Origin of the sequence: Cellulomonas bogoriensis 69B4 = DSM 16987, assembly GCF_000767165.1 — a bacterium.
GTDB classification, from domain to species: Bacteria; Actinomycetota; Actinomycetes; order Actinomycetales; family Cellulomonadaceae; genus Actinotalea; species Actinotalea bogoriensis.
Genome location: NZ_AXCZ01000159.1, coordinates 1 through 6,270 on the forward strand (window position 1 = coordinate 1; position 6,270 = coordinate 6,270).

Annotated in this window: 7 protein-coding genes; 2 read left to right on the plus strand and 5 right to left on the minus strand. The window is 72.8% G+C overall.

Annotated elements, in window-relative coordinates; genetic code table 11:
* Window positions 1-238, minus strand: a 238-nt coding sequence (locus tag N869_RS12010) for a DUF3151 family protein (RefSeq protein WP_035062041.1), incomplete at its 3' end; no start/stop codon positions are given.
* Between the two features lie 132 nt (window positions 239-370).
* Here N869_RS12010 and N869_RS12015 point away from each other — a divergent pair.
* Window positions 371-706, plus strand: a complete 336-nt coding sequence (locus N869_RS12015; protein WP_035062042.1) for an STAS domain-containing protein — start codon at window positions 371-373, stop codon at window positions 704-706.
* A 43-nt stretch (window positions 707-749) separates the two neighbouring features.
* On the opposite strand, the gene N869_RS12020 is transcribed toward N869_RS12015, so the two are convergent.
* Complete coding sequence (locus tag N869_RS12020; protein WP_156968521.1) at window positions 750-2,849, minus strand: SpoIIE family protein phosphatase; 2,100 nt, start codon at window positions 2,847-2,849, stop codon at window positions 750-752.
* 109 nt (window positions 2,850-2,958) lie between these two features.
* On the opposite strand from N869_RS12020, the gene N869_RS12025 reads away from it, so the two are divergent.
* Entirely contained in the window at window positions 2,959-3,444 is a 486-nt protein-coding gene (locus N869_RS12025; RefSeq protein ID WP_052105495.1) for an STAS domain-containing protein, read from the plus strand.
* Between the two features lie 70 nt (window positions 3,445-3,514).
* Here N869_RS12025 and fbaA read toward each other — a convergent pair whose 3' ends face one another.
* The 3 genes from fbaA to N869_RS12040 all read right to left on the minus strand — a co-directional run.
* On the minus strand, window positions 3,515-4,537 hold the full coding sequence (gene fbaA, locus N869_RS12030) for a class II fructose-bisphosphate aldolase (protein WP_035062043.1): 1,023 nt from the start codon (window positions 4,535-4,537) through the stop codon (window positions 3,515-3,517).
* Between the two features lie 98 nt (window positions 4,538-4,635).
* Window positions 4,636-5,265 (minus strand): TrmH family RNA methyltransferase, encoded by a 630-nt coding sequence (locus N869_RS12035; RefSeq protein ID WP_035062044.1) that lies wholly within the window; start codon window positions 5,263-5,265, stop codon window positions 4,636-4,638.
* The coding region (locus N869_RS12040) for an ABC transporter permease (protein WP_052105496.1) at window positions 5,255-6,270 on the minus strand (1,016 nt) is incomplete at its 5' end. The genes N869_RS12040 and N869_RS12035, both read right to left, overlap by 11 nt.

The window sequence follows — 6,270 nt, forward strand, 5'->3', positions numbered from 1 at the left end:
GGGCGTCCAGGCCCCGGTGGTACCCGGTGCGGGCGTAGGCGTACGCCGCGATCGGGTCCGCACCCCCGGGGCGGGTCAGCTCGGCCTCGGCGAGCAGCGCCCACAGCAGGCACGCCGCCGGGTGCCGGGGGACGACGTCACGGACGTCCGCACCGTCGGCGAGCTCGGCACGGGCCGGGACGTCGGCGTGGTCGGAGGGCAGCAACGTGGGTGGCGGGCCACCGAGCAGGTTCTCCATGCCCCCATCCTGCACCCGCGAGCCGGTCACCCGGGCGGCCCAGGCACGACGTGCAGGGCAGCTGCCCGCTCGGTAGGGTCGGCCACCGGCACGTCCCAGCGCACGCTCCCCCGCTCCAGGAAGATCCCGCTCATGATCGAGATCGCCAAGTCCGCGGCGACGACGACCCTCGTCATCACCGGGGACCTCGACCTCGGTGAGCGGAGCCAGTTCCCCGAGATCACCGCCCGGGTCACGGGGCTCCGCCGCCAGCTGCTCGTCATCGACATGTGCGGCGTCACCTTCATGGACTCCACCGGCGCGGCGTTCCTCATCTCGCTGGCCGACGCGGGTCGCAAGCGCGGAGGCGCGACGGTCCTGCGCGGCTGCGCCGACCGGGACCTGTTCGTCCTGGAGGTGTGCGGGGCCCTGGACCTGTTCCGCATCGACCAGGGCCACGCCTGCGAGGACGAGGTCCCCACGACCTGAGGGCGCCTGCAGCGGCCCGCCGCCCGGGCTCACCGTCCGGCGCTCAGGACCGGGCGCTGCGCCGCATGGCCTCCTCGAGCGGCAGGGGGTGCACCCGCGCCCACACCAGCTTGCCGGTCCCGGCCGGGCGCCAGCCCCAGTCCGCGAGCCGCTCCACGATCCTCATCCCGAACCCACCCACACGGCCCGGGTGCCCGTCGGTGGCGACCGGTGGGGCCGGGTTGGCGTCCTCGACCTCGATGCGCAGGCCCTCACCGGTGTCGAACAGCCGGAGCACCAGGTGCCCCCACCCGTGCAGGACGGCGTTGGCGACCAGCTCGGAGACCACGAGCTCGGCGCTGCGCCCGCCCTCGACGTCCCACGCGGCGCAGGTGCGCAGCACGGCCTGCCGGGCTCTGCCGATCGAGGACGCCTCGGACGGCAGCGACCACCGTCGACGCCGCGGCACGCTGGAGTCCGGCGCGGTGGTGCCGGACGGGTCCGGGACGCGCACCACCACCACGGCCACGTCGTCCTCGGGGTTGTCGGCCAGCCGGGACAGCACCACCTCGCCGGCCCCGGCTGCGTCCTGACCGCCCACGGCTCCGATGACGTCCTCCAGGGCCTCCAGGCCCTCCCGCATGGCACGGTCGCGGCGCTCGATGAGGCCGTCGGTGTACAGGACCAGGACGTCACCGGGCACCAGGTGGGTGCTGGAGTCCTGCCGGGTGCCGTCACCGAACCCGACCATCACCCCGCCCGCCCCGGTGAGCCGGCGCACCCCCTCACGGCTGACGACCAGCGGCGGCAGGTGGCCCGCCCGGGAGTAGCGCAGCGCCCACCCGTCGCCCTCACGCGTCATCGTCGCCAGCACCAGGCTCGCCGAACGCGGCACCCGCATCCCGGCGACCAACGAGTCGACCCGCTCCAGGACGACCGCGGGATCGACGCCCTCCTGCACGTAGGAGCGCACCACCGACCGCAGCTGCCCCATGGCCGCGGCCGCCTCGACGTCGTGACCCACGACGTCCCCGATCACCAGGGCGACGTGCCCCTCGGAGACCTGCAGGACGTCGTACCAGTCACCGCCCACCTGGGCGTGCGCGGCGCTCGGGGCGTAGTAGCTCCACACGTCGAGCTCCTCGACGTCGTCCTGCTCCGGGAGCATGGCCCGCTGCAGGGCCTCGGCCAGGCGGTGCTCCCGCTCGTACAGGCGGGTGTTCTCGACCGCGGCACCCACCCGGCGGGCCACCAGGTACAGGACGGTGCGGGTGCTGTCGTCGTCCAGCGCCGCCGCGTGGTGGGGCACGGCGACGAGCACACCCAGGGACCGCCGCCGCCCGGGGACGGCGTGGACGTGCACCACACCGGGCGACACGCTCTCACGCAGGTGCGTGGTCAGCCACGTCGTCGTCGGGCCGCCGGTGGCCTCCAGGTCCAGCTCCAACGGACCTTCGCGTCGGCCGTCCAGGAGGTCCTGGACGGGGTCCTCGACCTCACCGGGGACGGCGGGGGTCCGCCGCGGGGCGCCCTCGTGCACGCGGCTGACGTCAGCGCCGTCGGCCGGCCGGAGCCCGTCGTCGTCGAGGAAGAACCTCGCCCAGGACACCACCGTGGGCGCCAGCAGGGAAGCGATCTCGTGCAGGACCATCGGGTCCTCGAGATCGGTGAGGATGTCCGAGACCTGGGACACGATCGTCAGGCCCGAGCGCGCCCGACGCTCCGCCGCGATCGACTCCTGCTGCTCCACCTCGTGCCGCACCTGGTCGGTCACGTCCACCTGGATGCCCACCCAGTGGCTGACCGTGCCGTCGTCGTCGGGGACCGGGGAGACCGAGACCTGGTTCCAGAACGTGGTGCCGTCCTTGCGGTAGTTGAGCAAGGTGGTGGTCGCCGACCGCTCCCCCGCCACGGCCGACCCCAGGAGGCGCGCCTGGGCGACGTCGGTGGCGGGCCCCTGGAGGAACGCCGGGTTGCGCCCCAGGACCTCCTCGGCGCTGTACCCGGTGGTCCGCGTGAACGCGTCGTTGACCCACACGATGGGCCCGTCGGGTGTGGCGGCGGTCACGACGAACGACACGTCGCTCGCCCGCAACGCACGGTCCCGCACGGCCGCCAAGGGATCGTCCGGCTGACCAGTGGCGATGAAGTTGACCACTCCCACCTCCGATCGTCTAGCGTTCGGGCAGAACCTCCGCAGGTTCGCCCCCTATCCTCGGGGGCGAACCGGTCCAGACGGGGCGGAACGTTCAAGGCGAACCGAGGAGTGCGACGTGCGAGACGGTAACAGCCGGGAGCCGGGTGGGCCCACGCAGTCCGAGGTGCCCCAGGGCTCTGCCGCCGTGGGTTCCGAGCCAGGTTCGGTGCACGTGATCGTGCACTCGGACCGCACGCGGATCGTCCTGTCCGGTGAGGTCGACGCCGACCTCGGCCCCGACCTGACGGAGGCGACGTCCGACGCCGAGGCCACGGGCCTGCCGATCGAGGTCGACGCCCAGCACGTGACGTTCATGGACTCCTCGGGCATCGCGTTCCTGGCCCGGCTGGCGACCCGCACGAGCGAGCGGGTGCGCGTCATCAACGCCCCGGAGACGGTCCTGTTCCTGCTCGAGGTGACGCGCATCGGTGAGCTGCTGGACGTCGTCGACGAGAACGCCGGGTCGGACGACGAGCCTGCGACCGTCGACCACGGGCTGCCGACCATCGGCCCTGGCGGCCGGTCCCGTGGCGCCTCACCCGAACCGGACGACGTGGCCTGACCCGCAGCCGTAGACGACGAAGGCGCCCCCGCACCTGGTGCGGGGGCGCCTTCGCTGCGTCAGAGGACGCTCACGCCATCTTGTTGCCGGCCGAACGCAGCTGCTCGCACGCCTCGGCGATGCGCTTGGCCATCCCGGCCTCCGCCAGCTTGCCCCACGCGCGCGGGTCGTAGGCCTTCTTGTTGCCGACCTCGCCGTCGATCTTCAGCACACCGTCGTAGTTGCGGAACATGTGCTCCACGACCGGACGGGTGAACGCGTACTGGGTGTCGGTGTCGATGTTCATCTTGATGACACCGTTGTCGACGGCCTCGGCGATCTCAGCGGCGGTCGAGCCCGAGCCGCCGTGGAACACCAGGTCGAACGGGTTGGCCTTGCCGACCTTCGCGCCGACGGCGTCCTGGATCTCCTTGAGGAGCTCCGGGCGCAGCTTGACCGCACCGGGCTTGTAGACCCCGTGCACGTTGCCGAAGGTCAGGGCCGTCAGGTAACGGCCCTTCTCGCCGGTGCCCAGCGCCTCGACGGTGGCCAGGCCGTCCTCGACGGTCGTGTAGAGCTTGTCGTTGATCTCGGCCTCGTGGCCGTCCTCCTCACCGCCGACCACACCGACCTCGATCTCGAGGATGGTGCGGGCCGCCTGCGAGAGCTCGAGGAGCTCAGCGGCGATGACGAGGTTCTCCTCCAGCGGGATGTCCGACCCGTCGAACATGTGCGACTGGAACAGCGGGTTCTTGCCGGCCTTGACCTGCTCGGCCTCCAGGGCCAGCAGCGGGCGGACCCACGAGTCGAGGTTCTTCTTGGTGCAGTGGTCGGTGTGCAGCGCCACGGTCACCGGGTACCCGGCCGCGACCTCGGCGGCGTAGGCGGCCATCGCACGCGAACCGGCGATGCGGTCCTTGATCGTCGCACCCGACGCGTACTCGGCACCACCGACGGAGACCTGGATGATGCCGTCGGACTCGGCCTCGGCGAAGCCCTGGAGCGCAGCCGTGAGGCTCTGCGAGGAGGTCACGTTGACCGCGGGGTAGGCGAACTTGCCCGCCTTCGCGCGGTCGATCATCTCGTTGTAGACCTCAGGGGTGGCGATAGCCATGGAGTCTCCTGCTGTGAGTGAGGGGTGGTCTTCGCCCCCATGGTGTCACGAATCCCCCGCCCCACGCCGGGACCTCCAGCACCCGGCGGCGGGTGAGATCAGGCGTGGTGCGTGATCCAGGTGTGCATGGCGATCGCCGCGGCGGCGCCGGCGTTGATGGACCGGGTCGAGCCGAACTGGCGGATGTGCAGGACGTCCTGGCACGCCGCACGCGCCTCGTCGGACAGCCCGACGCTCTCCTGCCCGAACAGCAGCACGCACTCACGAGGCACGGGGTACCCCTCCAGGGGCACCGACCCGGGCAGGTTGTCCACCCCCAGGACCGGCACCCCGGCCGCCGCGGCCCAGTCGGCCAGGTGAGCGACGTCCGGGTGGTGCCGCACGTGCTGGTAGCGGTCGGTGACCATCGCCCCGCGCCGGTTCCAGCGCCGCCGCCCCACGATGTGGACCTCGGCCGCGGCGAACGCGTTCGCCGTCCGCACCACCGACCCGATGTTCAGGTCGTGGGTCCAGTTCTCGATCGCGACGTGGAACGGGTGCCGTCGGGTGTCGAGGTCGGCGACGACGGCCTCCACGGTCCAGTACCGGTACCGGTCCACGACGTTGCGCCGGTCGCCGTGCTCCAGGAGCTCCGGGTCGTACCGGCGCACCCCGTCGACGTCCAGGTCCGGCCACGCCTGCCGCCCACCCGGCCACGGGCCGACCCCGACGGTGCCGTCAGCGCTCATCGGACCGCCACGCCTGGGTGGCCCGCAACCGGCCGGCGGTGTGCAGCACCGACCGCGAGTACAGGCGGGCACCCACCGCGACCAGGACCGCCGCGGTCGCCGCGACCACCGCGGCCGCGACCACGGGCTCCCACGGGGCGGCGTTGCCCAGCACGATCCGGGTGGGCATCATCAACGGCGCCGTCAGCGGCACGTACGACAGCACCCGCTGCACGCCCCCCGGCTCGGTGGTGAACACCGCCGCCAGGAACGTGGCCACCACCAGCACCTGCATCGGGATGGTGGTGGCGTTGAGGTCCTCCACGCGGGACGCCAACGAGCCCGCCGCCGCCCACAGGCACGCCAGCATCGCGAACCCCAGCAGGAAGAACACCACGAACCACACCGACGCGCGCACCAGGTCACCCACGACCGCCCCGTGCCCGGCGAGCCACGCTCCCCCCAGGCCGACCGCCACGACCAGCACCACCTGCCCCACGGCCATCGCCGTGCTGCCCAGGACCTTCCCGGCGAGCAGCACCCGCACCGGCACGGCGGCGACCAGCAGCTCGACCACGCGGGACTGCTTCTCCTCCACGACGCTCTGCGCGATCGACATGCCGAACACCAGGACCGACAGGAAGAACAGCGACCCGAACACCACGACCAGCACCTGCGGGGGCACCGGCCCCTGGGGCCGGGCGTCCAGCAGCACGACGGCCGGCGGGGTCGCCGTCGTCAGGTCCCGCACCTGACCTGCCGTCAGCCCCTGCGCAGCGGCGGCCCGCTCGACCTGGACCTGCCCTGCGGCCGCGGTCAGCAGGACGTCCAGCTCCCACCGCACCGACTGCGAACCCAGCACCCGCAGCGCCGCCGGGTCGTCCCCGACGACGGCCGCGTCCACGTCGCCGTCCACCACCATGCGCTGGACGTCGCCGTCGGGCTCCAGCTCGATGAGGGTGACGTCCGCCGGGGGCAGCCCTCCGGCGCCCAGGAGCCGGAGGGCGGGCTGGAGCCCGTCGTCGG